At 71.1% G+C, this 24,818-nt stretch carries 24 protein-coding genes and 1 pseudogene; 7 read left to right on the top strand and 18 right to left on the bottom strand.

What is annotated here, in order from left to right; genetic code table 11:
* The first annotated feature begins 34 nt into the window (after positions 1-34).
* Positions 35-1,096 (top strand): phosphatidylinositol-specific phospholipase C domain-containing protein, encoded by a 1,062-nt coding sequence (locus ACFWDI_RS30795; RefSeq protein ID WP_385309002.1) that lies wholly within the window; start codon positions 35-37, stop codon positions 1,094-1,096.
* 315 nt (positions 1,097-1,411) lie between these two features.
* The gene (locus ACFWDI_RS30790) at positions 1,412-2,221 is read left to right on the top strand and encodes a helix-turn-helix domain-containing protein (protein WP_385309000.1); all 810 of its coding nucleotides are present in this window, start codon (positions 1,412-1,414) and stop codon (positions 2,219-2,221) included.
* On the opposite strand, the gene ACFWDI_RS30785 is transcribed toward ACFWDI_RS30790, so the two are convergent.
* The 10 genes from ACFWDI_RS30785 to ACFWDI_RS30740 all read right to left on the bottom strand — a co-directional run bounded on the left by ACFWDI_RS30785 (position 2,211) and on the right by ACFWDI_RS30740 (position 10,127).
* Positions 2,211-2,630: a hypothetical protein gene (locus ACFWDI_RS30785; protein ID WP_385308998.1), complete on the bottom strand. Its 420-nt coding sequence runs from the start codon at positions 2,628-2,630 to the stop codon at positions 2,211-2,213. The genes ACFWDI_RS30790 and ACFWDI_RS30785 overlap by 11 nt on opposite strands.
* A 177-nt stretch (positions 2,631-2,807) precedes the next feature.
* Positions 2,808-3,626 carry an aminoglycoside N(3)-acetyltransferase gene (locus tag ACFWDI_RS30780; protein WP_385308996.1) on the bottom strand — a complete coding sequence of 273 codons (819 nt, stop codon included), beginning with the start codon at positions 3,624-3,626 and terminating at the stop codon, positions 2,808-2,810.
* Positions 3,627-3,786: 160 nt separating this feature from the next.
* Positions 3,787-4,449, bottom strand: coding sequence for a hypothetical protein (locus ACFWDI_RS30775; protein ID WP_362676735.1), 663 nt, complete (start codon positions 4,447-4,449; stop codon positions 3,787-3,789).
* Between the two features lie 173 nt (positions 4,450-4,622).
* The gene (locus ACFWDI_RS30770; RefSeq protein WP_385308994.1) at positions 4,623-5,081 is read right to left on the bottom strand and encodes a hypothetical protein; all 459 of its coding nucleotides are present in this window, start codon (positions 5,079-5,081) and stop codon (positions 4,623-4,625) included.
* A gap of 2 nt (positions 5,082-5,083) precedes the next feature.
* Entirely contained in the window at positions 5,084-5,554 is a 471-nt protein-coding gene (locus ACFWDI_RS30765) for a MarR family winged helix-turn-helix transcriptional regulator (RefSeq protein WP_385308992.1), read from the bottom strand.
* 124 nt (positions 5,555-5,678) lie between these two features.
* Positions 5,679-5,843, bottom strand: a complete 165-nt coding sequence (locus ACFWDI_RS30760) for a hypothetical protein (RefSeq protein WP_385308990.1) — start codon at positions 5,841-5,843, stop codon at positions 5,679-5,681.
* Positions 5,844-5,899: 56 nt separating this feature from the next.
* Complete coding sequence (locus tag ACFWDI_RS30755) at positions 5,900-6,247, bottom strand: hypothetical protein (protein ID WP_385308989.1); 348 nt, start codon at positions 6,245-6,247, stop codon at positions 5,900-5,902.
* Positions 6,248-6,339: 92 nt separating this feature from the next.
* Positions 6,340-7,392: a zinc-dependent alcohol dehydrogenase family protein gene (locus ACFWDI_RS30750; protein ID WP_385308987.1), complete on the bottom strand. Its 1,053-nt coding sequence runs from the start codon at positions 7,390-7,392 to the stop codon at positions 6,340-6,342.
* 144 nt (positions 7,393-7,536) lie between these two features.
* A complete protein-coding gene (locus tag ACFWDI_RS30745; protein ID WP_385308986.1) occupies positions 7,537-9,615 on the bottom strand; it encodes an alkaline phosphatase family protein in 2,079 nt (692 codons plus the stop codon).
* Positions 9,616-9,722: 107 nt separating this feature from the next.
* A complete protein-coding gene (locus ACFWDI_RS30740) occupies positions 9,723-10,127 on the bottom strand; it encodes a hypothetical protein (protein WP_385308985.1) in 405 nt (134 codons plus the stop codon).
* 148 nt (positions 10,128-10,275) lie between these two features.
* Here ACFWDI_RS30740 and ACFWDI_RS30735 point away from each other — a divergent pair, with 148 nt between their 5' ends.
* The gene (locus ACFWDI_RS30735; protein ID WP_385308984.1) at positions 10,276-11,058 is read left to right on the top strand and encodes an MBL fold metallo-hydrolase; all 783 of its coding nucleotides are present in this window, start codon (positions 10,276-10,278) and stop codon (positions 11,056-11,058) included.
* Between the two features lie 41 nt (positions 11,059-11,099).
* A complete protein-coding gene (locus ACFWDI_RS30730; RefSeq protein ID WP_385308983.1) occupies positions 11,100-11,804 on the top strand; it encodes a DedA family protein in 705 nt (234 codons plus the stop codon).
* Here the strand turns inward: ACFWDI_RS30730 and ACFWDI_RS30725 are convergent.
* Positions 11,784-12,962: an MBL fold metallo-hydrolase gene (locus ACFWDI_RS30725; RefSeq protein ID WP_385308981.1), complete on the bottom strand. Its 1,179-nt coding sequence runs from the start codon at positions 12,960-12,962 to the stop codon at positions 11,784-11,786. The genes ACFWDI_RS30730 and ACFWDI_RS30725 overlap by 21 nt on opposite strands.
* Before the next feature lie 12 nt (positions 12,963-12,974).
* Positions 12,975-14,192, bottom strand: a complete 1,218-nt coding sequence (locus ACFWDI_RS30720) for an aminotransferase class I/II-fold pyridoxal phosphate-dependent enzyme (RefSeq protein ID WP_385308980.1) — start codon at positions 14,190-14,192, stop codon at positions 12,975-12,977.
* A 217-nt stretch (positions 14,193-14,409) separates the two neighbouring features.
* Between ACFWDI_RS30720 and ACFWDI_RS30715 the strand changes: the two genes are divergently transcribed.
* The 3 genes from ACFWDI_RS30715 (at position 14,410) to ACFWDI_RS30705 (ending at position 17,511) form a co-directional block, all read left to right on the top strand.
* Positions 14,410-15,912, top strand: a complete 1,503-nt coding sequence (locus ACFWDI_RS30715; protein ID WP_385308978.1) for a bifunctional phosphatase PAP2/diacylglycerol kinase family protein — start codon at positions 14,410-14,412, stop codon at positions 15,910-15,912.
* Between the two features lie 257 nt (positions 15,913-16,169).
* A complete protein-coding gene (locus ACFWDI_RS30710) occupies positions 16,170-16,979 on the top strand; it encodes a class I SAM-dependent methyltransferase (RefSeq protein WP_385308976.1) in 810 nt (269 codons plus the stop codon).
* Positions 16,980-17,157: 178 nt separating this feature from the next.
* Positions 17,158-17,511 (top strand): VOC family protein, encoded by a 354-nt coding sequence (locus tag ACFWDI_RS30705; RefSeq protein WP_385308974.1) that lies wholly within the window; start codon positions 17,158-17,160, stop codon positions 17,509-17,511.
* 52 nt (positions 17,512-17,563) lie between these two features.
* On the opposite strand, the gene aspA is transcribed toward ACFWDI_RS30705, so the two are convergent.
* The 6 genes and pseudogenes from aspA to ACFWDI_RS30675 all read right to left on the bottom strand — a co-directional run.
* Positions 17,564-19,003: an aspartate ammonia-lyase gene (aspA, locus tag ACFWDI_RS30700; RefSeq protein WP_385308972.1), complete on the bottom strand. Its 1,440-nt coding sequence runs from the start codon at positions 19,001-19,003 to the stop codon at positions 17,564-17,566.
* Positions 19,004-19,077: 74 nt separating this feature from the next.
* A complete protein-coding gene (locus tag ACFWDI_RS30695; protein ID WP_385308970.1) occupies positions 19,078-20,121 on the bottom strand; it encodes an asparaginase in 1,044 nt (347 codons plus the stop codon).
* Between the two features lie 2 nt (positions 20,122-20,123).
* Complete coding sequence (locus tag ACFWDI_RS30690) at positions 20,124-20,909, bottom strand: FadR/GntR family transcriptional regulator (protein WP_385308968.1); 786 nt, start codon at positions 20,907-20,909, stop codon at positions 20,124-20,126.
* A gap of 222 nt (positions 20,910-21,131) precedes the next feature.
* Positions 21,132-23,114, bottom strand: a complete 1,983-nt coding sequence (locus ACFWDI_RS30685; protein ID WP_385308967.1) for a DUF5107 domain-containing protein — start codon at positions 23,112-23,114, stop codon at positions 21,132-21,134.
* Positions 23,115-23,219: 105 nt separating this feature from the next.
* Positions 23,220-24,047 (bottom strand): annotated as a pseudogene (locus tag ACFWDI_RS30680) (arginase family protein); the annotation flags it as partial.
* The coding region (locus ACFWDI_RS30675) for an RNA-guided endonuclease TnpB family protein (protein WP_385308966.1) at positions 24,016-24,818 on the bottom strand (803 nt) is incomplete at its 5' end. The pseudogene ACFWDI_RS30680 and the gene ACFWDI_RS30675, both read right to left, overlap by 32 nt.

Raw genomic sequence — 24,818 nt, 5'->3', positions numbered from 1 at the left:
GAACCGATGCAATCGACCTGAAGGCAGGGAACCCATGGGGAAGCTCTCACGCGCGGCCGCGACGACCACAGTCGCGGCCGGGCTGCTCGCCGTCGCACTCGCCCCGGCGGAGGCGTCCACGCCCCGGTCGGCGGACCCGGGGCAGCTGCCCTACTCCTCCGCCACCTGGGTCGGCGTGCACAACGCGTACGAGAAGGCGAAGTACCCGTACTTCGCGGATGCGCTCGACTCCGGCGCCGGGATGCTCGAACTCGATGTGTGGACCAATGTGTTCGGCAGATCGTGGCGGGTTTCGCACAGCAACCCCATAGGCAACAACAACAACTGCGTGAACGCGGCGACCGCGGCGGAGCTGCGCACCAAGGCCAGGAACCAGGACCTCGGCGGCTGTCTAGCGGACATGAAGGCGTGGCACAACGCCCACCCCGGCCATCGTCCGATTCTGATCAAGATCGAGATGAAGGACGGCTTCCAGAACAACGACGGCCGCGGCCCCGCGGCGCTCGACGCGCTGCTCTCCGCGCGGCTCGGTGACGCCCTGTTCCGCCCGGCCGACCTGGCGGGCGGCCACCCGGAGCTCGACACGGCGGTGCGGACGGACGGCTGGCCCGCGCGCTCGGCGCTCGCCGGCAAGTTCGTCATCGAGCTCATCCCGGGCACGGTCGAGGAGGGCAACCCCGCCGACTCGCTGTGGACCGACCGCGAGTACGCCACCCATCTGCGGGATCTCGCGGCTGCGGGCCGGCTGCGCGAGGCGGCCGCGTTCCCGGCGGTCCACGGCGCGGCCGCCGGCGACCCCCGCACCCGGTACGCCGACGCCGGCATCCGCCCCTGGTTCGTCCTCTTCGACGGGGACGCCGGTACGTATGCGGGCGGCTCGGTCGACACCGCCTGGTACGACCGGAACCACTACCTGGTCGTCATGACGTCCGCACACAGTGTGGCGCCCGCGATCGACGACACGAATCCGACCGAGACGCAGGCCAGGGAGCGCGTCGGCCTGCTGGCGGGCCGCCATGCGAGCGTGGTCTCGGCCGACTGGTATCCGCTGCCGTCGGTGCTCGCCACGGTGGTTCCGCGGGGCGGCGACCAGTAACCAGGGGTTACCCACATCACAGCAGATGGGGGCGGTGCGACGGAACGGCCCGTGATGGTTTACCGTTCATCTACATGTGGGTGTGGATGGGACAGTGTCCCCGGGCCTCACCTTTTGCTCGCAGGGACGATCGTTCGGCTGAAGCCCTGTGAAGCGTTTCGCCGAGAGGCGACCGCCATGCACACCCACCCCTGGGCTGCCCCGGCCGGAGACCCCCGCTCCGGCTGGGGCTTCTCCTTGCGCGACCGGGCCCGCCGACCGCGAGGCGCATGGCCGAGGCCGCGCCACGCGGACAGGCCGTATTACGGTCTGGGTATGACAACTGTCGCGTCCGGCTCGGGAGTAGGGCCGCTGCTGCGCGGCTGGCGCGAGCGGCGCCGGGTCAGCCAGCTGGAGCTGGCCCTGCGCGCCGACTCCTCGGCCCGCCACATCAGCTTCATCGAGACGGGCCGCTCCCGCCCGAGCGAGGACATAATCCTGCGCCTCGCGGAGCACCTCGAGGTCCCCGTACGGGAGCGCAATGCGCTGCTGCTGGCGGCCGGTTACGCGCCGCGGTACGCCGAGACTCCCCTCGACGATCCGGCGATGGGGTCGCTGCGCGAGGGCATGGAGCGGCTGCTGCACGGCTACGAGCCATATCCGGCGGTCATCGTCGACGGCACGTACACCGTGGTCGCCGCGAACCGCGGTATCGCGATGCTGCTGGAGGGCCTGCCTGAGCACCTGCTGACGCCGCCTCTCAACGCCATGCGGATCACGCTGCACCCCGAGGGACTGGCCCCGCGGATCCGCAATCTGCGGGAGTGGCGCGGTCATCTGCTGGCCCAGATGGAACGCCAGATCGCCCTGGCCCGCTCCGAGCCGTTGCGCACGCTGTACGACGAGGTCGCCGCGTATCCGCTCCCGGAGACCGGCGGCGGCCTCGGCGACGTGGCGGAGCCGGCGCCGCACCCGCACTTCGCACTTCCGCTGCAGATCGAGCACGAGGGCCGGGTGCTGTCCTTCGTGTCGTCCATCTCCACCTTCAACACGCCGATGGATGTGACCGTCGCCGAGCTCGCCATCGAGACGTTCCTCCCGGCCGACCCGGCGACGGTCAAGTACCTGCAGTCGCTCACGCCGTAGTGGTGGCGCGCAGCGCGGACCACTGGAGCGCGGCGAAACCGGCGACGGTGATCGCCTGCATGGGGATCCAGACGGCACCGGCGGTGGTCGGCTCGAACCAGAGCGCGAGGGCGGCGACGCTGAGTACGGCCCACAGCAGATTGGCGTCGATGACGAACGTCACGGGCAAGCGCGGCGGCTGTCGGCGCGAAGCGAGAAAGGCGACGCCCGCGGCGAACAGAGTGAGGAAGACGCCCAGTTCGAGGAGGAGGGCGGATTCGACGCCGAGCAGTCGGCCGAGGTGCCCGGAGGCCGCGACGTAGGCCAGTCCGTTGACACCGGTGACGACGGCGTCGAGAGCGAGAACCCGGCGCAGCATCGCCTGCGGCTCGGTGGTGCGGGAGATACCGGCGAGCAGAGTGGCGGACATGGCGGATCAGCCTCCATCGAGGTCGTACGGGCCGGTCGGGGGCCCGGAACTCGGACGGAGTGCGCCGCCCGAGGTCCGGTACCGCAAGACTGCCGGGCAGCGCGGGGGCGGTCGATTACGTGCGAGGTAATGCCCCGGTGCGGGCGGCGCCCTCGGGAGGCGTGCTCAGGCGTTGTTTCAAGCCATGCGCCGGTGGTCAGGAAACCACCTCTTGGCGTATTCGACGGCGTCGACGAACTGCACGAGTCTGCATGTGGCCGCGCCCACGCTGCTGCTGCGCACGGCACCGGGGATCTCCGCGCGTTCGAACTGTTCTCCCAGTGCGCCAAAGTCGCTGTCGTCCAAGGCGACATCGTCGTACGCCCACCACTGACGTTGGCCGTCCACGCGGATCACACACCGGTAGGTGCGGTGCGGGGGGGAACTGACGCGATACTCACCGAGATGGAAGGCGGTGCACCGGTCGAATCCAACGCCCATCAGCAGGATTTCCGCCCGCATTTCGTACAGCCGGGCGAGTGGCGAATCCTCTCCCAGATGGCAGTCGGGGCGATGATCGGCGATGACGTCCTCAGCCTTGGGCCCCAGCGCGGCGAATGAGGTTTGTGGGTGTGCACTGCGCAAGGAGTCCGGGTGCCGTCGGACTGTCTCGGCAAGGATCCCCATTCCTGTTGACGGTGTACTCGCCGGATCAAAGGGCGGCAGGCTGTCCCGCACGGCCGCCCGGGCTTCTTCGCTGAGTCCACGGACGCGTTCCAAGTGAGCACTCGACGAATCCGAGTTGTCGGATGTGAACGTCGGAACCACAACCGTGCCGTCAGGCCCGAGCACGCGGCGCAGCGCGCGAAGAACCGTTGCCGGACCACCGTTCACTCTTCCGACGGCGCTCAGGGCTGCGTGGACCATCAGGGTGCCGCCACGCTGGATCCCCAGTTCGTTCAGCTGATGTGCGAGCTGGGACTCAGAGACTTGGGTGCTGGTAGAGGTTGTGGGCAACGCTCCTCATTCCCGCCGCTCCGGTACCGCGTGGGGCGGCTGCTGGTCGATGCTGACACGCAGTGTACGGAGGGAAACAGCCCGGAGCCGCCCACTGCGGGCGTCGGCACCTTACGTTGGGTATGCTCTTTCGCCCTCCCCGTCACCCGGGGCCATGAACCTATCCACTTGCGGACGCGCTGCGTAGCTCCGTCTCCGCACCGCGCAGGCAGTGCAGCGTGCGCTCATGACGGTCCCCAACGGCGTCGGTGACCCTCACTCGGAGCTCGACGTCCCCTATCTCCCTGGTGGCCTTCTCCGAGAAGCGTCCGATGTACACGGAACCCAGCACAGCGCCTTGCCCAATGGTGTTGAGATCGAAGTCCGTGCCGATCTGGAGGCCATGGTTCTCAAGAAGCTGAACAGCTGTGTAGTGGCCCACCCATTGACTCTGTGTTGCGTTTCGGTAGCCCAACCGGTAGTGAACTTCATTGACCGCGACGTTGTGTGTACCGCCATTGGCCATCTCGACGTACCAGATATGACGGCTGGTCATCCCGTAGTCGTTCTCCCTGGGTGTCGCACTCCATCCGATCAATGGGCGTACTGCACGGGCGTATTGAGCACGGGCGAAAGTGAGGCCCATTGCCACAGCCAATAAGTTCGCGGCAGATTGGCGATCCAGGATGGTGAAGTCCCAGACCCCCGATCCCCTCGAGCTCGTCAAATTTGTACGGACGATCTCCCATATCATGATCACGGAGAGCGCGCACACGAGAATCATTGGATACCAGAACGTCACCAGACTTGTACCGATCTTGCGAGTTTGATCCTGTGGCTGCACAGTGAGGCCCCTCCCCCAGCCAACCGCCGCTGCCGCTGCCGCTGCCGCTGCCGCTGCCGCTCCAGCATGCGACCGGCCGCATCCGCTGCCAAGGGCGCGCGCTGGTGCGGCGGGGCTCAGATCGGGCGCGCGCTCCTGGTTTCCTGACCGGGTGCGTTGCCGGCGAGCGGGGGTCAGGCCGACGGAGGCCGGGCGCCGTCCAGTTCGGCGTTGGCCCGGGCGGTGACCGCGGTCAGTACGCGGCTCGCCGCCGCCAGGTCTTCGGCCGGGAGGCCGCCGTACAGCCGCTCGGTGATCCCGGCGGTGGCGGTGCTGATCCGGTCCTGCAGTGCCCGGCCCGCGTCCGTGAGCCGGATACGGGACGCGTCGCCCGGCAGGGTCTCCACCAGCTTCGAGGCCGTCAGGTCGGCGATCGCCGCCAGCGCCGTCGATGCGTCGATCTTCAAGGTGCTTGTCATGCGGAGGACGAGCCGGTCGCGGTCCATGGCCGCGCCGCTGTCCGCGGTGGCGTTGAGCGCCACCACCTGGTGGAACGTGGCGCCGGTGCCGGCCACCAGGCGTTCCAGGACGGCCCGGGTGGCGTAGTGGGCCTGGCCTATGACCTGGCCGTTGAGAGTCGGGGCGGTGGACATGGCTACTCCTCGGTCGGGAAGTCGAGTGGTGTGTCGAGCAGGATCGCGAGTTCACGGGAGAAGACTTCGGCCCGTCGGCCGTCCAGCCCGCCCAGGGGCGCCATGAGTTGGTCGAGGAGCTGGTGGACGACGGTGATGGCGCGTCGGGTGACCTCGCGCCCATGGGTGGTGAGCGACAGCCGGACCGCCCGAGTGTCGGCGGGGTCCGGGGCGCGCTCGATGAGGCCGGCGGCCTCCAGGGTGCGGGCCAGTTTGGAGACATAGAGCGCTTCGAGGCCGGTGTGGTCGGCGAGTTGGCGCTGACTGGGCCGCAGCCCGGACCGCTGCATGCCGAGCAGTGACGCCAGCAGTGAGTACTGCGCGTGCGTCAGACCCAGCGGCGCGACGGCCCGGTCGACGGCCACCCGCCATTTCATCGACAGGCGCCAGACCAGGAAGCCGGGCGTCGGGCTTTCGGATGCAGCATCACTCATGAGTAATACAGTACATAGATACTATGTACATGGCTACTATTTTTCACGCCTCCAGAGCCAACGGTCGGCCGCCGATCCCACTCGGCAGCCGACCTGTTGACGTGTGGGCTCGTGGGCAGAGGCGTCAGACAGCGCCGTCAGCGTCGGCCGAGGGGCGGCCGGCATCGAACGGAGCCTCGGGATCGTCGGGCTCGGTCTTGGCGGAGCGTCCGTGCTCCTCCGGTTCGGTGGAGCGGGCGGCTTCGGCGCGGAGCATGGCGTTGAGTGCTGCGAAGGGGTCGATGGGCATGGCTGCGCACCTCACGGTGTGTTGTGGCTGATGGGGGCTCGGCGAAGACCGGGCTCTCAGCAGCGCAGGACCACACAGCGCTCGGTGCGCGGAGGAAGCGGCGGTCTTGTCGACCGGTGTGTGCGGGGACGGTAGGGGGCGGGGCCGACGGTCCCACGCTGCCGGAGCCGGGTCTCCGGCGCGGCCGGCGCCGCCGGGCGGAAGGCCCGGCGGCCCGGCGCCGACTGTTCCGTGTCGGCCTCGTCCTGGTGGCTCTCTCCCACGGGCTCGGCAGGCGCCGAGGCCACGGTCTCCATGGCCCCGGCCGGAGCGGCGGAGGACTGGATCACGCTCAGCAGGGCCAGGAACAGCATCAGCAGCAGGGCGGCACGGTGGGACGCGGCAACGGGCGTGGGCTGCTGCATGAGGCACGACCTCCTGGACATGCCTCCACTTCCCAGGAACCGCCCCGTTCTTCCCCGGCAGGCGCGAGATCCGCTCTACCGGGGTACGCGTATTACGCCGAATTCACGGAGGCGTGCGGCGTGATCACCGTGACGCCCGTTCCGGACGCGCCGCCCAGGGCAACGAGCGCCGCCGGTACGTCGTCGAGGCCGATCTCCGTTGTCACCAGCAGATCCGGTCGCAGTGCGCCGGAGGCAACCATCGCCATCATCTCCGGGTAGGCATGCGCGGCCATGCCATGGCTGCCGAGGATCTCCAGCTCCAGCGGAACGACCCGGTCCATCGGCAGGTGTACACCGTCGGGCAGCAGTCCGACCTGCACATGCCGGCCCTGGCGGCGCAGGCTCTGTACAGAGTTCACGCAGGTCACCGGCGCGCCCAGGGCGTCGAGCGAGAGATGGGCGCCGCCGCCGGTCGCCTCGTGGACCGCATCGGCGACGCTACCGGTCAGCGTGGAGGCGTCCACGCACACGGTCGCGCCGAACGTCCTGGCCAGCTCCAGCGCGCCGGGCGAGACATCGACGGCGACGACTCCGGCCCCGCACGCCGCGGCGATCATCACCGCGGACAGGCCCACTCCGCCGCAGCCGTGCACCGCCACCCACTCCCCCGGCCGCACCCTGCCCTGTCCGACCACGGCGCGGAAGGCGGTGGCGAACCGGCAGCCCAGGCTCGCGGCCGTGACGAACGACATCGTCTCGGGAAGGGCCACCAGGTTGGTGTCGGCGTGGTGCACCGGGACGTACTCGGCGAAGGAACCCCAGTGGGTGAATCCGGGCTGCTCCTGGCGCTCGCACACCTGCTGGGCGCCGCGCGCGCAGGCGGCGCATCGGCCGCAGGCGCAGATGAAGGGCATCGTGACCCGGTCGCCGGGCCGCCAGTTGACGACGTCCGCGCCGACCGACTCGATCACACCGGCCAGTTCATGACCGGGTACGTGCGGGAGGGTGACGTCGGAGTCGTGGCCCATCCAGCCGTGCCAGTCGCTGCGGCAGAGACCCGTCGCCTCGACCCGGATGACCGCGCCGTCGTGGGGCGGTACGGGGTCGGGAACCTCCCGTACCTCGAGCGGCTTGCCGAACTCTTCGAACACCACAGCACGCAACAGGCACTCCCTGGTCCGCCGGATCTTCCGTCGCCTCAACGTATCCGCGATACCTGGCCCCACGGAAGGAAAACCCCTGGTCCTCCTGGCCCCGGGTCCTCCTGCTCCCCGGACCTCCTGGCTCCTGGTCCTCCCGCCCCCGGCTCAGGCTGCTCGGTCCGGCGGGGAAGCCTCAGCAGGACCGACCGGCACCTGCGGTCCCGCGCACTCGCGCAGCCAGCGCCTCAGCACCCGGTGCACCCGTTCCGCGCCGACCAGTTCCGCGCCGACCGCGACGGGCGCCGACAGATCGACCGGCGACAGCAGGAAGGGCTGGGACTGTTCACCGCCGAGCCCGCCGTGCGAGCCGATCTGCTCCTCGAAGGCGTGCACCGTGCCCGCCTCCGGGTCGTGCATCGAGTTGACCATGATGTCGGCGACATGCGGGAAGGAGTCGCTGCGGCGTACGGCGTCGGCCGCGCCCCTGCCGAAGACGGCCAGCGGACCGCTGTCCGCCAGCTCGGTGACCGCCACCTCCACACCGCCGGGGCCGAGCACCACCGAGCCGTGCTCCTCGCTGCGTACCAGCAGGAAACCGATGCCGGGATGGTTGGCGAGCGTACTGAGCAGTGCGGGATGGCGGTGCTCGATCTGCTCGCGGCTGAGGCGTTCCGCCGTATCGGGGAAGGAAATCAGCGCGAGATTCCCGGAGGCCAGCACGATCGGATCGGGGCCGGGCGCCGGATGTTCGTCGGCTTCCTCCGCCACCCGCCGGTGGAGCGCGCTGCGCAGGGCGTCGCCGGCGGCGTCGCGCGCCTCAGCGCCGCGCTTGGAGCGTTCCGCCCGACGCGAGACCGGCAGTCCGCACCCGGCACGCACCAGGTCCTTGAGGGAGAGTCCGTACGCGCCCTCGAAGGTCTCCCCCGGGCTCTGGCCGTGGTCGGACAGCAGCACGATCCGGTAGCCGCGCGGCGTGTGCTCGGCGACCTTGGCGATCATCGCGAGCGAACGGTCGAGGCGCTCGAGCACCATCGAAGCGTCCCGGCTGTGCGGTCCGGAGTGGTGTGCCACTTCGTCGTAGGCGACGAGGTCGGCGTAGACGGCGTTACGTCCGGCGAGCATGTCCCCTATCACCGCGGCCACCACCACATCCCGCTCGACAACGGTCGCGAACGCCCGGATGAGGGGGTAGAGCCCGCCCCGTTTGATCCGCGGCCGGTCGCCGCGCAGCCGCGCCCGCGTCGACTGGCCGATCTCGCGGGCGACTTCGGCGACGAAGGACATGGCAGTACGGACGGCGTTGGCGGGATCGGAGAAGTATGCGAAGTAGCCGGCCCGGGAGCGGGTGGCCCGGCCGCGCCTGGCGGCCACCGACAGAACGAGGGCGACCTGTTCGGCTCCGCCGCTGAAGAGATTGCCGCGGCTGGCGCCGTCGACGGTGAGCAGCCCCCGTTCGCCGGTGCGCTGGATGGCGCGGCGCTGCAGTTCGGCGGCGCTCGCGGGCCGGTTGCTGACCAGGACCCGGCCGCTGTCCTTCTCGTACCAGCGGAAGGCGGGCACATCGTGGTTGGAGCCGTGCAGGATGCCGAGCTGGCTGGCGCCGGTCTGGCTGGACCAGTCGGTGCGCCAGGGCGTGAGCCGGTGGCTCTCGTCCATCCAGGCGGCGACGGTCGGCATCACACCGTCCTTGGCCGCACGTCGCAGTACCTCGTGCCCGACGCCGTCGAGCTGCAGGAAAACCGTGCCGGGGGTACCCGCGCGGCCACCGTCGTCGCCGCGCCGTCGCCGACGGCGGTCGGCGAGCCGGGAGAGCCTGCGGCGGTAGGCGTCGTCGTCCCGGACGGCGAGCGCGGTGGAGGTCGCCGATGCGACGGCGGACATCACCGCGGCGACGACCACGGCGGTATCCAGGTCGGCCGCGCCGCGTCCGTCGGGGATCAGCCAGAGGGCGATCAGCAGCAGTGAACCGTTGAGGAAGAAGACCAACAGGCCGAGCACCAGGGCGGATACGAGCAGCAGCGCCCGTACGACGACCGGCCAGACCAGCGCGGTCAGCAGACCGAAGGCCCCCGCGCCCCAGGCGGCGGTGACCGCGGTCCTGGTGATGCTGTCACCGTCGTCGGACTGGAGCTGGAAGTCGGGCAGCAGCCCGGCGAGCGCGAGCATCGTCAGCGTGGACACCGCCCACACCACGATCACGCGCAGCAGGGCTCTGCCCGCCGTACGCCATCGCCCTTCGACCACGCCGTCTTCACCTCACCCGTGGTGCAGATCTCCAGCGTGGCACAGCGGCGCGCGGCGATCCGGTGGAGCCGCCGCCGGGCCGTGGGCAGGGCGGGCGGGAGTCGCGGTCAGCAGCCGTCGTAACCGGCCGTCGGCATCGAGAGCCTGCGGTGGACATTGGCCTTCATCGCCGCGTCGTAGGCGGGCTCGTCCAGGCCCCCGGTCTCCAGCCGTACGCCTCTGCGCCCGCATTCGGCGAAGAAGTCGGGCACCGACGTCAACGCCCGCGACAGCACGCGCTCGTTGGGGGCGACGAAGAGGTCCACCTGGCCCGCCTCGACGTCGGACCAGAGTCCACTGTGGTCGGGCCGCAGACCGTAGAAGAGCAGGTGACGGGTGACGACATAGCCTTTGTCGGCCGCCCAGCGGGCGCACATCGCGTGCTGACTGCGGGTGTCGACCAGGAAAGGGTCACGGTCCAGCTCCTCGAGAGGGGTCAGGCTGGCGATCGCCGCCACTCGTACGCCGTCCATGGCCGTCCCCCCGCGCTCGCTGTCCCGCCGACCCTACTCCGATCGTCCCGCCCGAGGAGGCGCGCACCGGCGCGCTCAGCCCGCGGGACATCTAGGCTCGTACGGGAGCGGGGAGAGGGAGCAGGGAGCGGGAACGAGGAGGTGCTGCGTGCCGGTGGAGGTCACCTGGTGGGGTCATGCCACCTGCACGATCGAGGACTCCGGGGTCCGGGTGCTGACCGACCCGCTGTTCGTGCGACGGCTCGCGCATCTGCGCCGAAGGCGCGGTGAACTGCCGCCGGCCGAGGCCGCGGTCGCCGAGGCGGTCCTCGTCTCCCATCTGCACGCCGACCATCTCCATCTGCCGTCGCTCGCCCGGCTCGCGCCCGGTACCCGGCTGCTGCTGCCGAGCGGTGCGGGCCGCTCCGTGCCCGGGCTGAAGCGGCTGGCGAGCGCGGCCGGGCTACGGGTCACGGAGGTGGCGCCGGGCGACGAGGTGAGCGTCGACGAGCTGCGGGTGCGGGCCGTGCCCGCGCTGCACGACGGGCGGCGGCTGCCGCTGGGGCCGCACCGTTCGCCCGCGCTCGGCTATGTGATCAGCGGTGAGACGCGTACATACTTCGCCGGGGACACCGGGCTCTTCGACTCGATGGCCGAGGAGGTCGGCCCGGTCGATGTGGCGCTGCTGCCGGTCGGCGGCTGGGGGCCGTATCTCGGGCGTGGGCATCTGGACGCGGTCCGGGCCGCGCAGGCGCTCGCCGCACTCGCACCGCGCGCGGCCGTGCCGGTGCACTTCGGCACCTACTGGCCGATCGGGATGGACGGGATCCGGCCTCATGAGTTCTACGCGCCGGGCGAGGAGTTCGTACGGAGGGCGGCGCGGCTGGCTCCGCAGGTGGCGGTGCATCTGCTGGGGCACGGCGAGCGGGTCAGACCGGAGGCCGCCCGGTGAGTTCGGAGTGGTCGCGGACCCTCGGGCAGCTATCGAAGGTGGTGGGGAGGCTGCCGCCGGAGTCGACACAGCAGGCAGTCGGCTATCCGTCCCTGTTTCTGCTGGTGGCGCTGGGTGCGCTGGTGCCGGTGGTGCCGACGGGAGCGGTGGTGAGTTCGGCCGCGGTGGTGGCCTTCCATCAGACGACTCCGTTTTCGCTGCTGTTCGTCTTCCTGGTGGCGTCGTCCGCCGCGTTCCTCGGGGATGTCGGGCTGTACTGGCTCGGGCAGCGCGGGACCCGGTCCAGGAACGGTTCGCGCTGGCTGGCGGCGCTGCGCGACCGCGCCGCGCCCGACCGTATCGAGCAGGCGCAGCGCAAGCTGGACGAGCACGGGGTGATGGTGCTGGTGCTCTCCCGGCTGGTGCCCGCAGGGCGGATACCGGTGATGCTGGCGTGTCTGCTCAGCGGGATGCCGCTGCGCCGGTTCGTGCGCGGGGACATCCCTGCGTGTCTCGCCTGGGCGGCGACGTATCAGCTGATCGGGATCCTGGGCGGTTCGCTCTTCGACGAGCCGTGGAAGGGCGTGGTCGTCGCGGTGGCGCTGACGGTGGCGATCAGCGGGGCGCCGGCGCTCTGGCGCCGGGTGCGGCGGGCGCCGCGGTCCGGCTCGTCCGGCTCGTCCGATTCACCGGGCCCATCCGATTCAGCCGGCCAGAATTCACCCGGCCCATCCGATTCACCCGGCTCATCCGGTCAGCACGCGTGAGCCGCCGACCGGCAGGTCCCACAGCTGTCCGCGCGGGCGGCCGGTGCGTTCCCAGGCGGCACGCACTCGGGTGAGCGGCTCAAGAACCGGCTCCGCGGAGAGCACGAACGTCGCCCAGTGCATCGGCGCCATGTTCCGCGCGCCGAGGTCCTCGAACGCGCGCACGGCCTCCTCCGGATCGGTGTGTACGTCACTGAGCCACCAGCGCGGGTCGTAGGCGCCGATCGGCAGCAGCGCCAGATCGAGGTCCGGGTGACGGAGGCCGATCTCCTTGAACCAGTGGCCGTAGCCGGTGTCGCCCGCGAAGTACACCGACTGGCCGTGCTGGTCCGCCAGCACCCAGCCGCCCCACAGGGAGCGGCAGGTGTCGGTGAGGGTGCGCTTGGACCAGTGGTGGGCCGGTACGAAGTCGAAGCGGACACCCTTGAACTCCGCGCCCTCCCACCAGTCGAGTTCCGTCACCCGGGTGAAGCGGCGGCGCCGGAACCAGCGCCCGAGGCCCGCCGGGACGAAGAGCGGGGTGCGGCGCGGAAGTCTTTTCAGGGTGGGGGCGTCCAGATGGTCGAAGTGGTTGTGGCTGATGACCACGGCGTCGACGGGCGGCACATCCTCCCAGCGCACCCCGATGGGGGTGATCCGGACCGGAGTGCCGAGGATCCGGCGCGACCAGACGGGGTCGGTGAGCACGGTGAGCCCGCCGATGCTCAGCACCCAACTGGCGTGTCCCGCCCAGGTGACGGCGACGGTCGCGGTGTCCACTGCGGGCAGCGGTTCCGGCGCGAACGGCAGCAGCGGAATGTCCTGGAGCCCGTCGGGGCCGGGGCGTACGGCGCCCTCCCTGGCCAAGCGGGCCATGGCGCGTACGCCGGGGAGCGGAGCGGTGAGGCGGTCGGCGAAGGATCGGGGCCAGTGGCGGATCTCGCCGAGGGGGCGGGTGAGGGGGCGGGGCCGTACACCTCCGGCGGTGCCATGGGAGGGGCGCGCGGCTGCGGTGCGTCCCGCCGCACCCGGCGCTCCCGCCACACCCGCCGCTTCTTCCGTACCCGCAGCTCCTTCTGTACCTGCCGTACCTGTCGTACCCGCCGTACCCGCTTGCCCTGCGTGCCCTGTCTGGCCTGCCTGTCCCGAGTGCTCCGCCTGCTCCGTCTGTTCCGTCATCCGGGGCTCCGTTCAACGCAGTTCGTCGAAGGCCGTTCCAAAAATCCTCAACGCCTCGGCCATATGCGGCAATTCCAGAGGTGCCGGAGAGGTGAGAGATTCCAGGCGCTGCTCGGGAGTCGCTCCCAGCAACGGCCCGGTGGCCAGCCGTACGCGCAGCGCGCCCAGCTCGTCGCCGAACCGGTGGCCGCCGGGCACGGGGGTCCCGAGGCGGTCGGTCAGATACTCCTCGAGCTCCATGGAGTCGCTCACGCCCCGTTCGGCGAGACGGGCGCGCAGCGGTCCGAGGTCGGCATACAGATGGCGGCCCGCCTGCGGCGGTCGGGCCAGCGCGCCGGCGGCGAGCACCGCGTGGTGCGCCGCGGCCGCCACGCGCGCGTGCAGCTCGGCGGCCTGATCCGTCCTGGCCGTGACCGGTCGGGGCTCGCCGAGTGCATGGGCGGCGGCAGCCGCGACAGGTGCCGACACCACCGCGCCGAGGGCGGTGAGGATGTCGAGCGTCCTCGCGCGGCGGACGGTCCCTCGCTCGGTGGACGGGAATCGGGCGACGGCGACCGGCCAGGAGGCGGGAGTGAGCGCGCCGGCCAGATCGCTGATGACGGTCACGTCCTCGGGGAACATCTCGGCCGGGCTGAGCAGCACCGTCTCCTGCGGCCGGTGCAGCGTGTCCCGCCAGGTCTCGTCGCTGATGATGTGCAGCCCCTCGCCGACCGCGGCCTCACAGGCCTCGCTCACGGTCTCGGGCGGCGCGACGGTCGCGGTGGGGTCGTCGACGACGGAGAGCAGCAGCAGCCGGGGCACACCGCCCTCGGCGCGCACTCTGCGTACGGTCTCGAGGAGCGCGAACGGATCCGGCACACCACCGCACTCCGCCGGGGTCGGCACATGGTAGGCGGGCCGCCCCAACAGCCGCGCCTGCGGAGTCCACCAGGCGGGGCACGGGCGGGGCATCAGCACATCTCCGCCGTACGCACCGATCAGTGCGAACAGCAGCGGCTGCGGGCCGGACGCGGCGGCCACCTCGTCGGGCCGACTGCGCAGACCACGCCGCCACCAGTAGCCGCAGGCCGCCTCGCGCAGCTCGAAACCGCCGCCGGGCGGCTCACCGTGGGCACGGTCCGCGGCGGACGCGAGCACGGTGGCGAGCTCGGGCAGCACGGGCAGTCCCGGCTCGGGCGCGGGCGGACCGTAACGGACGGGGCCGCGGCCTTCCGGAGCGGTCCGCTGCATGCCGTCACCTCCGCTGCTCGGATCCCGGAACCTCCGCCCGGCCCACGAGCCCTTTATACGGAGGTTTGGGTGAGCCCGCCGCGCGGGATCGGCGGGGTTCGCGACCGGCGGGCGGAGACTGCCCCTTCTCCTCCCGGCCCGGGCACTGCCGCGGCCGAAGCTCCCCGTTTGGTCCCCGCCCCGAGTGGCGGCCGGGTGCACGGGGTACCCGCGATGCATGTCAGACGCTTACGCACACGGAAATCCGCAGGTCCGCGCACGGGTCTCGGCGCTGCTCAGTGGCTGGGACCAACAGATCCTGCACACCGTCGCCGCCCGGCGATGGCCCGGCGCGGAGCCGGTGCTGCCACGGCTGAGCCGCAGCGCCAACCACGGGCTGCTGTGGTTCGGCATGGCCGCCGGAATGGTGGCGCTGGGGCGCGGGGTGCGCTCGCGCCGGGCCGCCGCACGCGGTGTCGCGTCCCTCGCACTCGCCTCCGCCACCATCAACACCATTGGCAAGCGCTCGGTGCGCAGGGCGCGGCCGCTGCTCGACACGGTGCCGGTGATACGGCGGCTGAAGCGGCAGCCGTTCACATCGTCCTTCCCTTCCGGGCACGCCGCGTCGGCGGCGGCTTTCGCGACCGGTGTCGCGCTGGAGTCGAAGACCTGGGGTGCGATCGTCGCACCGGTGGCCGCCTCGGTCGCCTTCTCGCGCGTCTACACGGGCGTGCACTATCCGAGCGATGTGCTGGTGGGCGCGGCGCTGGGCGTGGGCGCGGCGTTCGCGGTACGCGGGGTCGTGCCGACCAGGTCGCAGCTGCCCGCGCCGGGCCGGCCGCATACCTCAGCGCCCGCCCTGCCCGGCGGCCAGGATCTCGTGGTCGTGGTCAACCGGCAGGCGGGCACGGCGGACTCCGCCGCTCTGGTGCGTCGGGCGCTGCCGCTCGCGGAGGTGGTGGAGTGCGCTCCGGACGAGCTGTCGGCGGAGCTGGAGAAGGCGGCGGCCCGCGGCCGGGCGCTGGGCATCCTCGGCGGTGACGGAACGATCAACCGGGCGGCTGCCGTCGCCGTCGCGCACGGCATCCCGCTCGCCGTCTTCCCCGGCGGCACGTTCAATCACTTCGCGTACGACCTGGGCATCGAGTCGGTCGATGACACCTGCCGGGCCCTCGTCGGCGGCGAGGCCGTCCGGGTCGATCTGGGGCGCTTCACACCGGGACCGGCAGGCGACAAGGAGCCGGGCTTCTTCCTCAACACCTTCAGCCTGGGCGTCTATCCGGAGCTGGTGCGGATCCGCGAGCGCTGGTCGCCGCGCATCGGCGGCTGGCCGGCCGGTGTACTGGCGGCGGCGCTGGTGCTGCGCGGCGAACACCCGCTGGAGGCCGAGGTCCAGGGCCGACGCCGCCCCATGTGGCTGCTCTTCGCCGGGAACGGCATCTACCAGCGGGTGGGGCCGACGCCCGGCCATCGCCAGGATCTGGCGGACGGCCTGCTGGATGTCCGGGTCGTGCACGGCGGCAGGTGGCCGGGGCTGCGGCTGTTGGCCGCGGCTCTCGCAGGGCCGCTGAGCCGCTCGCCGGTGCACGCGGCGCAGCAGTTGCGGCAGCTGCGGATCGGCGGGCTGGCACCGGGGACCCCGATGGCGTACGACGGTGAAGTGGCCGAAGCGCCAAGGGAGTTGCTGGTGGACAAGGCCGTTCAAGTGCTCACGGTCTACCGTCCGCAGGCCCTGCTCTGACGGGGAGGTCCCGCGCCGGCACGCCCCGAGAACTGCTGCCGCCCCCGCAGCGTTCGCGCTGGGCAGCGTCAGACAGGCGTCGCCGAGCAGCGGGATGCGTGCGCCGCCGGGGAAGAGCACGGCGATGTCGACGGGGCCGAAGCGGTCCTTGATGGCTCCGGCTGTTGCCAGTCTGTCCATATAGCAAGATACGGGTCTTGCCATGCGGAACGACGGCGTACCGTGGCCGTACTCGCCTCAGGAGAAGGAGTTCGGCCATGTCGAAGGAGACCGCCGTCTACACCCATGGGCACCACGAGTCGGTGCTGCGCTCGCACCGCTGGCGGACCGCCGCCAACTCCGCGGCGTATCTCATCGGTGAACTCCGCCCGGGCCTGGATCTGTTGGACGTGGGCTGCGGACCCGGCACCATCACCGCCGATCTGGCCGAGCTGGTCGCGCCGGGGCGGGTGACTGCGGTCGACGCCGCCGAGGACGTACTGCACCAGGCACGTGAGACCGCTGTCGGACGCGGCCTCGACCAGATCCGCTTCGCGGTCGCCGATGTCCACGCACTGAACTTCCCCGACAACTCCTTCGATGTCGTCCACGCCCACCAGGTGCTGCAGCACGTCGGCGATCCGGTGCGGGCGCTGCGGGAGATGCGGCGGGTCTGCCGGCCCGGCGGCATCGTCGCAGCACGCGACAGCGACTACGGCGCCTTCACCTGGTTCCCCGAAGTCCCGGCCCTGGACGGGTGGCAGAGCCTGTACCAGCGGGTGGCGCGCGCCAACGGCGGTGAGCCGGACGCCGGTCGCAGACTGCTGTCCTGGGCACGCGCCGCGGGCTTCACCGACATCACCGCAACGGCCGCCACGTGGTGTTTCGCCACACCCGAGGAGCGCGCCTGGTGGAGCGGACTGTGGGCGGACCGTACGACCGCGTCGGTGTACGCGAAGCTCGCGGTCGACGGCGGCCATGCCACTGCGGAGCAGCTGGCCGCGATCGCCGACGCGTGGCGGGAGTGGGGCGGCGAGGACGACGCCTGGTTCATGGTCCCGCACGGCGAAGTACTCTGCCGGGCCTGACGTCGGGCGCGGAGGAAGTGCCGCCGGCCGGAAGGCCGATCGGGCCCGAGCGCGGCTCGGAGTTGGCGCGGCAGCACCGGTCGGCAGGGGCGCGCATGCCTGGGCCTGGACCTGCGCATCCCGCCCACAATCGGGCAATCGATTTCGCGTCCCGTCACCGCGAACTACGCTCGCCCGTATGGAGATCCTCGGAACCACGCTCCGTATCTGCGTCGACGACCTGGAGGCCGCGGTCGCCTTCTACCAACGCCTCACCGGTGCCACGCCGCTGCGCTTCGAGCGCGCCGGGGTCTCGGTCGCCGCGGTCGGCTGCTTCCTGCTGATGAGCGGCCCGGAGTCGGAGCTGGAGGTGCTGCGCAAGGTGACGGCGACCATCGCGGTGAAGGACGTGGACGACGCGTACGCCACGCTCACCGAGGTGGGCGCACGGATCATCGCGGGCCCCGTGCCGACGCCGGTGGGCCGCAATCTGATCGCCGTCCACCCCGACGGATCGGTCTTCGAATACGTCGACAGGAAGCCGGCCGAATGAGCGGCCGAAGAACCGGGCGCGCAACCTCGCTCCGAGAGGGCCGGCCGCCACCTCAGCTCCGAGAGACCGCCGATCCGTTGCCGGTTGCCGGAGTGCCGGTGCCCGCGAGCTCTTCCGGGCGCAGCAGAGCGGCGAGCCGGTCGGCCGGGAGCAGCCCTCGCTCCAGCACCAGTTCGGCGACGCCGCGCCCGGTGGCGAGGGCCTCCTTGGCGATAACGGTGGCCGCGGTGTAGCCGATGTGCGGGTTGAGGGCGGTGACGAGCCCGATGGAGTTCTCCACGGTCGCGCGCAGCGTCTCGGTATTGGCGGTGATGCCGGATACACAGCGTTCGGCGAGGGTGAGGCAGGCCGCCCGCAGGTGGGTGATGCTCTCCGACAGCGAATGCAGGATGATCGGCTCGAAGGCGTTGAGCTGCAGCTGCCCCGCCTCTGCGGCCATGGTGATGGTGACGTCGTTGCCGATCACTTCGAAGGCGACCTGATTGACGACCTCGGGGATCACCGGGTTGACCTTGCCGGGCATGATGCTGGAACCCGCCTGGACCGGCGGCAGGTTGATCTCCCCGAGGCCCGCGCGCGGGCCGGAGGAGAGCAGACGCAGATCGTTGCAGCTCTTGGAGAGCTTGACGGCGATGCGCTTGAGCACGCCGGACAGATGGACGAAGGCGCCGCAGTCCTGGGTGGCCTCGACGAGGTTGGCGGCGGTGACCAACGGCAGGCCGGTGTTGGCCGCGAGGTGTCGGCGGGCGGCTTCGGCGTAGCCCGCGGGGGCGTTGAGGCCGGTGCCGATGGCGGTCGCGCCGAGGTTGATCTCATGGATGAGGAGGACGGCCTCGGCCAGGCGGCTCTGGTCCTCCTCCAGCATCACCGCGTACGCGGAGAACTCCTGGCCCAGGGTCATCGGCACCGCGTCCTGGAGCTGGGTGCGCCCCATCTTGAGGATGTCGCGGAACTCCTCGGACTTGGCGGCGAAAGCCTCGCGCAGGATCGCCATCGCATCGAGCAGCTCATGTACGGCGATGATCGTGGCGACCTTGACGGCGGTCGGGTAGACGTCGTTCGTCGACTGGCTGAGGTTGACGTCCTCGTTCGGATGCAGCCGGCCGTAGTCGCCCTTGCCATGGCCCAGGATCTCCAACGCCCGGTTGGCGATCACCTCGTTGGCGTTCATATTGGTCGACGTACCGGCGCCGCCCTGGATCACGTCGACGACGAACTGATCGTGCAGCCGGCCGTCGTCCCGGATCTCCCGGCAGGCGGCGGCGATGGCGTCGGCCTTCTCCGAGGTGAGCAGCCCGAGGTCCTCGTTGGCGCGGGCCGCGGCTTCCTTGACGGCGGCGAGTGCGTTGATCAGGTGCGGGTACGCCGCTATCGCCGTACCGGTGATGGGGAAGTTCTCCGTGGCGCGCAGGGTGTGGACTCCCCAGTACGCATCGGCGGGGATGTCGCGGTCGCCGAGCAGGTCGTGTTCGCGGCGGTGGCCGGCAGTCATGGTGACGGTGTTCCTTCGTGAGGTGGTGAGAGTGCTGTGCCGCGGGCCCCAGGGCGGGTTTGAGAAGTCCCGCCCTAGGCGACGGAGGAGGCAGCCGGAGTGGAGAGGCCGGCCAGCGCGCCCGCCGCCCGCAGGCTCCCGACCGCCACGCCGCCCCCGATGACCGGCGTTTCGGCGAATCCGGCAAGGATCTGCGGGTCGACTCCGCACAGCGCGAGGGCCGCCGCCGTCACAGGCATCCGGGCGCGGTCGGCGCCGTCGGATATCTTCACGCCGACGGCCCGCCCGTCCGGGAGCGCCGCGATCTGCACACCCTCGAACCCGTCCTTGGCGAGCAGGCCCGGCACCGCGCGCATCAGGCGCGCGACGTCCCGCCCGCTGCCGGAGACCATCTCCGGGTACTCACGCATGGCCTGCGCGACCTGGCCCTCCTGGGTGTCGGGCGCGGCAGTCGCCAGCCGGGCAGCGGCCCGGGTGAGGCCGTGCAGCGACACGGAGAACAGCGGCGCGCCGCATCCGTCGACCGTCACCCGGGCGATGCCCTGCCCGGTGAGCTCCTCCACGGTCGCGGCGATCGACCACTGCAGCGGATGTCCGGGATCGAGGTAGTTCTCCAGACGCCAGCCACGAGCCCGGGCCGTCATCAGCATCGCGGCATGCTTGCCCGAGCAGTTCTGGGCGAGCCGGGTGGGTCCGAGGCCACGGCTGATCCACTCCTCGCGCACCGCAGTGCCGTACGGCAGATCGGGGACATTGCGCAGGTCGTCCTCGGTCAGCCCGGCGGTGCGCAGGATGCGCAGGGCCGTGGCCAGATGGCGTTCCTCACCGGAGTGGCTGGCAGCGGTGAGAGCCATCGCCTCGGCGTCCAGCGGCGGCAGTCCCGCGCGCAGCAGGCCGACCGCCTGGAGCGGCTTGAGCGCCGAGCGCGGGTAGAAGGCGGCCTCGATGTCGCCCGCACTGAACTCGACACTCCCGTCCGCGGCCAGCACGACGACGGAGCCGTGGTGGACGCCCTCGACGACGCCTCCGCGCACTACGTGGGCGAGTGGGACGTGGGCCGGGGTGCGGACGGCGGGCGGCTCTGCCGGGGTGCGGCGGAACGGGGTGGTGTGGCTCATGCTCAGCTTTCGGTGTTCTCGTTGCTGTTGCGCTCGGTGTTCTTGGGCTCAAGGTTTTTGGGCCCAAGACGCTCGTACGCGCCGCTCTGGTGTGGCGGCCGCACGATGGTCGTCAGCGTCGACTCGACGCGCGCGAGATGGTGCGTCATGGCTTCCACGGCGTCGTGCTCGGAACTGTCGAGCAGCGCCTCGACGATCGCCCGGTGCTCCCGGTTCGACTGCTCGCGCCGGCCGCCGAGCTCGTTGAGGAATGCCGACTGGCGGGCCAGCGCGTCGCGGATCTCCTCGATGACTCTGCGGAAAACCGGGTTCTGGGCCGCCTGGGCGACCGCGAGGTGGAAGAGCGTGTCCATCGCCACCCAGGCGGTGGTGTCGGTCTCCTGCTCCATCCGCTCCAGCAGATGAGAGAGGTGGTCGAGGTCTTCGGGGGTACGTCGCAGGGCTGCATACCCGGCCACCGGGATTTCCACGTGCCGGCGGACCTCGAGGAGGTCGCTGGCCGAGTAGTCGCCGAAGGTGGGGTCCTCCACCGGGCCGTTGGAGAGGACGAAGGTGCCCTTGCCGGTACGCGAGACCGTGAGCCCCATCGTCTGCAGAGCGCGCAGAGCCTCACGCAGTACGGGCCTGCTCACTTCCAGGCGCCGGCAGAGTTCCGCCTCCGAGGGCAGCTTCTCCCCGACCGCGTAGTCTCCCCGCTCGATGGCGCCGCGCAAGTGCGTCAGCACCGCTTCGAGCGCGCTGATCCGCCTGGGCACATCGCCAGCTGTCTGGCTGTCTGACAGGTTCACCTTGCGATCGTCGACCGCGCAGGGGTGAACTGTCAAGCGGTGTGACGAACCCGTGCCGGTCGGATCGGCGCACAGCGTCGCCGGGGCCGGGCAGGCCGGCCTGACACCGCCCGCCCGTCGCCGGCGGACAGAGACTCGGAAGCCGCTGCTCGCCCGACGCTCCCGGCACCCCAGGCGTCCCCCGACCCACCCGACTCACCCCACGCACCCGACACACCCGGGCTAGCTCAGCCGCGGCCGCTGAGGACGCATCCGGTAGTCGTACGCGTCCGGCAGCGGCTCGTCGGTGAGCGCCGACCACACCTCCTCCAGGATCTCCGTGCCCTCGCGCAGGTCCGCCACCTCGAAACCCGCCTCGAAGACGGCGCGAGCCTCGTCCGTACGGCCCTCGGCGATCAGCAGCTGGGCGTCGATCAGGCGGAAGCGGCCGCGCTGCTGCACCGCCGGACGCAGCCGGGACCACACCGCGCGGGCCTCGGCGGTACGGCGGACGGCGAGCAGTGCGGCGATCGCCTCCCGGCCGAGGGCCGCCGTCGCCGCCGTCCAGGACTCGCCGTCGTCGCGGCGCTCCTCGCAGAGGTCGTCGAAGGCCTCGGCGTAGCGCTCGGCGGCCCGTACGGCATTGCCGCCCTCCAAGTCGGCGACGGCCAGGCAGCGCAGCAACGGCCAGCGGGACGGCGCGAGTCCGAGGCCGCGTTCCCAGCTGCGGACGGCCTGGGCGAGGTCGCCCGCGTGCCACTGGGCAATGCCGAGGTGGTACTCGGTCAGCGGGTCGGCCGGGGCGGTCTCCAACATGTCGCGCCAGTGCGGTGCGACGAGCGAGGGTCCTGGCGGGGTGACCCTGCGCGGCTCGGGGAAGACGCCGGTCCTCAGCAACTCCTGCCAGGGCGCCTGCTCTTCGCCGAGTGTCGACTCCTCGAAGGGCGTGCCGGGCAGCTTGTGCCGTTCCCGCAGCACCTCGAGCGCGCCCCAGCCGGAGCCGGTGGCGAGCGACTCGGTCGGCCGGGCGTCCGCGTAGGGCCGCCATGCCTCGTACGCGGCGTCCACGGCCGCCCGGGGCAGCGCCTCGGACAGCCGGGCCTCCACCTCGGCGCGCGCCGCGCCCCAGTCCTCGCCGTGCACCGTCTCCGGGTCGGTGTCGAGCGGTCCGTACGACTCCAGCCAGCTGAACTCTCCGCCCCCGTCCAGGCGTACGTGCTCCAGCTGGGTGCGGGCGAGCCCGGCCTGGATCTCGGCGTAACCGGTTGTGCCCGGCTCCGTCAGCCACTGCTGCCAGCGGCGTCCGCCGCGCCCCGAGCCCCAGAGGAAGAGCTTGCGGCCGCACAGCGCATCGGTCGATGTCTGTACGAGCCCCTTCCCGGCAGCGTCGAGCGAGGCGATCCACTTACGTGCCTCGGCCGGCACCTCGTAGAAGTAGTCGGCGGGATACTCGCTGCGCAGCGGATACGTACGGTCCTCACCCTCGAATTCCGGCACCGGAACCCGGCGCAGGCTGCGCTCGTATCCGAAGTGCCAGGCTTCCTCGGCGGGTGCGAGCACGCGCGTCGTCCCGTGCTCGACGACGGCGATGTTGGACCACCAGTAGACGGGCGCGGGCCGTTCGTGCGGATTCCGGATCCGTACGCCGACATGGAGGAACTCGGAGTCGGCAGGCAGCCACAGATCGACCTGGAAGGGCAGATCGCGCAGCCGCTCCCACTCCCAGAGCCGGACCATCTCACCGCCGTCGGCGGCCGGGACGAGTGCGGCGTGCAGCGGGGCGCAGGAGAGCGTGGTGTGGCCGGTGGCGCCGATGTTCCACTCGATGCCGCCGGAGAACCAGGCGCCGTTGAGCGCGAAATCCGCGGGCTGGAACACCGGGTTGCGGTAAAGGAGTTCACGCCCGGTCGGCTTGTGGTGCAGCGAGTGGATACGGCCACCGAGGCCCGGCAGCACCGTGGCCCGCAGCCGTTCGTTCTCGATCACGATCGCGTCGAGGTCCGTCTGCGTGCGCTCACGGCCGTACCCGTCGAGCACCCGCACCGGCAGCAGGGTACGCAGCGGCTCGTATCCGATCTGCCGTGCCATCTCGCGCGGCAGCTCCTGCCCGGCGCGCTCGTCGAGAGAGTGCATCTCGTCCAGCGGCCGCAGGGCGGGCAGCGGGTTCGGCGCCCCGACCGGCGCTGCGGGCAGAGTCAGTACGGTACGCCGCACAGTGGTGGCCAAGGCAACCTCGCTTCGCTCGCGCGGGATGCCGGCAGCTCCTGACGGCCGGCACTCCCGACGACCATGGAACACGGTGGGCTCTGCACTGACCAGGGGCTCTGTGGGTCAGTCTTCGGCAAAGGCGCCCACGATCAGGTCGGCGAACAACTCGCCCGCCGTGCCCTCCGGGTCGAGGTCGGGGTCGTAGACGGTCACGTTCAGCCCCACGCAGCGCGGAGAGCGCACCAACACCTTGAGCAGCAGGGCAAGTTCGGGCGGCAGCAGCCCTTCCGGATCAGGGCTGTCGACGGCGGGCATCACGCTCGGATCCAGTACGTCCGCGTCCAGATGCACCCAGAATCCGTCGAGCACCGGCACTTCGAGGGTCTGCACCACGGCCCCCGCGAGCTCCGCCGGGCCCCATTCGCGCAGTCCCCCCACGGTCACCGTCGGGATCTTCAACTCGGCGAGCTCGGCCCGGTCTTCGTCGAAGGCGTCCCGGATCCCGAACAGCCGCACATCCTCGTCGCGCAGATAGGGCCTGAGCCCCTCCAGATTCGTCAGGTCCTCCTGTCCACGCCCGGTCGCGAGCGCCAGCTCCTCCCCGGCGGCGGCCCCGACCCGTGGGGAGTTGCCGGGGTGCCTGAAGTCGGCGGACGCGTCGACCGCGGCCAGCCCGTATCTGCCGAGACGGCGCAGCGCGAGCGAGGCGCCGAGCTGGATCGAGCAGTCGCCGCCGAGGACCAACGGGAAGTCACCGGCCCGCACATGATGCTCGATCCGGTCGGCGAGACGCCGGGTGTACGAGGCGATGGCGGCGGCGTTGAATACTCCGTCGCCCTCCTTCCAGTCGCCGCGGTCGTAGCGCGGCGGTACGACGACCCCGCCTTCGAACGCCCCGAGCCGCTGCACGATCCGCTGCTCACGCAGAGCGCCGGCGAGCTTTTGACTTCCGCTCCCCGCCCTGGGGGGCGGGGATTCCTACCACGGTCGTCTGACCGTCTCGGTGGGTTCCTGCTTCACCGCGCTGCGCCGGTACGAGTACCGGACTTACCTGCGCTCCACAGGCTGACACCGCCAGTCCGGCGGCCTTGGCGACGTTGACCGCCGCGTTGATGTCCCGGTCAAGGACGGCTCCGCATGCCCCGCACTCCCAGACGCGGATGTGCAGGGGCTTGGGGCCGTCCTTGACGCCGCACTGCGAGCAGACCTGAGAGGTCGGCTCGAACCGGCCGATGCGTACGAAGGTGCGCCCGTACCGGGCGGCCTTGTACTCCAGCATCCCTACGAACGCCGACCATCCGGCGTCGTGGACGGACTTGGCCAGGCGCGTACGGGCGAGTCCCTTGACCGCCAGGTCCTCAACGGCAACCGCTTGGTTCTCACGGATGATCCTCGTTGAGAGCTGATGGTGGAACTCGCGCCGTGCGTCGGCCACCCGTGTGTGCGCGCGGGCCACCTTGATGCGGGCCTTCGTCCTGTTGTTGCTGCCCTTGGTCTTGCGGGACAGGCGTCGCTGTACCTTCTTGAGTTTCTTCTCGGCGCGGCGCAGGAAGCGCGGGGCGTCGATCTTCGTGCCGTCCGAGAGGATCGCGAAGTGGGACAGGCCAAGGTCGATACCGACCTGAGTATCCGTTCCGGGCAGGGCCTGGTCAGGGTCGGTCTCCACGACGAAGCTCGCGAAATACCTACCGGCAGCGTCCTTGACCACGGTGACCGTGGACG

It is taken from the genome of Streptomyces sp. NPDC060064 (genome assembly GCF_042736455.1).
Taxonomy (GTDB): Bacteria; Actinomycetota; Actinomycetes; order Streptomycetales; family Streptomycetaceae; genus Streptomyces.
Note: the sequence above shows the minus strand (reverse complement) of the source record. Positions and strands in the feature narration are given on the sequence as shown.

What these genes read in the sequence shown, in the direction of transcription:
- ACFWDI_RS30790 (WP_385309000.1), top strand. Translation starts at nt 1,412, where the DNA reads ATGACAACTGTCGCGTCCGGCTCGGGAGTAGGGCCGCTGCTGCGCGGC.
- ACFWDI_RS30765 (WP_385308992.1), bottom strand. Translation starts at nt 5,554, where the DNA reads ATGAGTGATGCTGCATCCGAAAGCCCGACGCCCGGCTTCCTGGTCTGG.
- aspA (WP_385308972.1), bottom strand. Translation starts at nt 19,003, where the DNA reads ATGACTGCCGGCCACCGCCGCGAACACGACCTGCTCGGCGACCGCGAC.
- ACFWDI_RS30755 (WP_385308989.1), bottom strand. Translation starts at nt 6,247, where the DNA reads ATGCAGCAGCCCACGCCCGTTGCCGCGTCCCACCGTGCCGCCCTGCTG.
- ACFWDI_RS30720 (WP_385308980.1), bottom strand. Translation starts at nt 14,192, where the DNA reads ATGCAGCGGACCGCTCCGGAAGGCCGCGGCCCCGTCCGTTACGGTCCG.
- ACFWDI_RS30795 (WP_385309002.1), top strand. Translation starts at nt 35, where the DNA reads ATGGGGAAGCTCTCACGCGCGGCCGCGACGACCACAGTCGCGGCCGGG.
- ACFWDI_RS30710 (WP_385308976.1), top strand. Translation starts at nt 16,170, where the DNA reads ATGTCGAAGGAGACCGCCGTCTACACCCATGGGCACCACGAGTCGGTG.
- ACFWDI_RS30715 (WP_385308978.1), top strand. Translation starts at nt 14,410, where the DNA reads ATGTCAGACGCTTACGCACACGGAAATCCGCAGGTCCGCGCACGGGTC.
- ACFWDI_RS30760 (WP_385308990.1), bottom strand. Translation starts at nt 5,843, where the DNA reads ATGCCCATCGACCCCTTCGCAGCACTCAACGCCATGCTCCGCGCCGAA.
- ACFWDI_RS30725 (WP_385308981.1), bottom strand. Translation starts at nt 12,962, where the DNA reads ATGACGGAACAGACGGAGCAGGCGGAGCACTCGGGACAGGCAGGCCAG.
- ACFWDI_RS30705 (WP_385308974.1), top strand. Translation starts at nt 17,158, where the DNA reads ATGGAGATCCTCGGAACCACGCTCCGTATCTGCGTCGACGACCTGGAG.
- ACFWDI_RS30770 (WP_385308994.1), bottom strand. Translation starts at nt 5,081, where the DNA reads ATGTCCACCGCCCCGACTCTCAACGGCCAGGTCATAGGCCAGGCCCAC.
- ACFWDI_RS30695 (WP_385308970.1), bottom strand. Translation starts at nt 20,121, where the DNA reads ATGAGCCACACCACCCCGTTCCGCCGCACCCCGGCAGAGCCGCCCGCC.
- ACFWDI_RS30785 (WP_385308998.1), bottom strand. Translation starts at nt 2,630, where the DNA reads ATGTCCGCCACTCTGCTCGCCGGTATCTCCCGCACCACCGAGCCGCAG.
- ACFWDI_RS30740 (WP_385308985.1), bottom strand. Translation starts at nt 10,127, where the DNA reads ATGGACGGCGTACGAGTGGCGGCGATCGCCAGCCTGACCCCTCTCGAG.